Genomic DNA, 1,225 nt, shown 5'->3' with positions numbered 1-1,225 from the left:
GATGCGCGCGCGCGGCTCGACGCGATCCTCTCCGAACCCGTCCGCCCGGCGCCCGGGGCATCCGGCGCGGGCGGCTGGCTCGACGGGGTGAAGGTGCTCGACCTCACCAACGTGATCGCCGGGCCGACGATCGGCTCGACGCTGGCGCGCTACGGCGCCGAGGTGACGCTGGTGCAGCCGGTCGAGCCCTCGGTCGATCCCTGGAACGCGGTGGTCTTCGGCCTCCATGCGCAGCGCGGCAAGAAAAGCGTGCTCCTGAACCTCAAGTCCCCGGAGGGCCAGGAGGCGCTGGCAAGGCTCATCGCCGAGGCCGACGTCATCACGATGAACGGCACCGACGAGCAGCGCGACAAGCTCGGCCTGTCGCCCGAGCGGCTCGCGGCGCTCAATCCGCAGGCGATCCTTGTTCAGCTCGACGCCTTCGGCGGGCCGATGCGGGGGCCGAAATCCGATCATCTCGGCTATGACGACCTCGCCCAGGCGGCGACCGGCGTCATGGTCCGCTTCGGCGGCGGCATGGAAACACCCGAGGAGCATGCCCATTTCGGCACGATCGACGTGCTGACGGGCTATTGCGCCTGCGTCTCGCTCGGCGCGGCGCTGGAGCGGCGGACCCGCACCGGCAAGGGCGGCATCGCCCGCGCCGCGCTCGCCGCGGCCGGCAACCTGATCCAGGCGCAGTTCATGTACGACTACGAGGGCCGGGCGCCCTTCGACGAGCCCTCGGGCCGCGAGGCGCGGGGCTGGGGGCCGTTCTACCACTGCTACGAGGCGGCCGACGGCTGGATGTTCTTCGCCGCGCCGGAGGAGAAGCGCGAGGCGCTGCGCGCGGTCGCCGATCTCGCCGATCTCGCGGACCGTTGTGAGGCCGAGCTGTCCGCCGCCTTGGCCGAACGCTTCGCCACCCGGCCCTTCGCGCATTGGGCGGAAGCGTTCGCCGGCACCTCCTCGGCGGTGGTGCGGCTCGGCTCGCTCCACGCCACCCGCGACGCGGCGCTGCAGCGCGAGAGCGAGGGGGCGATCGACCTGACGCAGGCGACGTTCCGGGTGATCCGCCACGACCGCCATCCGCTGGGCCGCTGGGCCGATCTCGTCGCGCCGAACGCGGTGCGGCCCGGGCGCGGACGCATCACCATCCCCGGCCCGATGCCGAAATACGGCGTCCATACCCGCGAGGTTCTGGGCCGGATCGGATACGCGCCCGACGCCATCGCCGCGATGATCG

The 1,225-nt window shown here is 72.5% G+C and carries 1 protein-coding gene; it reads left to right on the top strand.

Going from position 1 to position 1,225, the window contains the following annotated elements:
• Positions 1-1,225, top strand: a 1,225-nt coding sequence (locus OEZ60_RS22110) for a CoA transferase (protein ID WP_263341029.1), incomplete at both ends; no start/stop codon positions are given.

This window comes from Albidovulum salinarum (assembly GCF_025673475.1).
GTDB classification, from domain to species: Bacteria; Pseudomonadota; Alphaproteobacteria; order Rhodobacterales; family Rhodobacteraceae; genus Albidovulum; species Albidovulum salinarum.
This window is presented reverse-complemented; position numbering and strand designations above follow the sequence as displayed.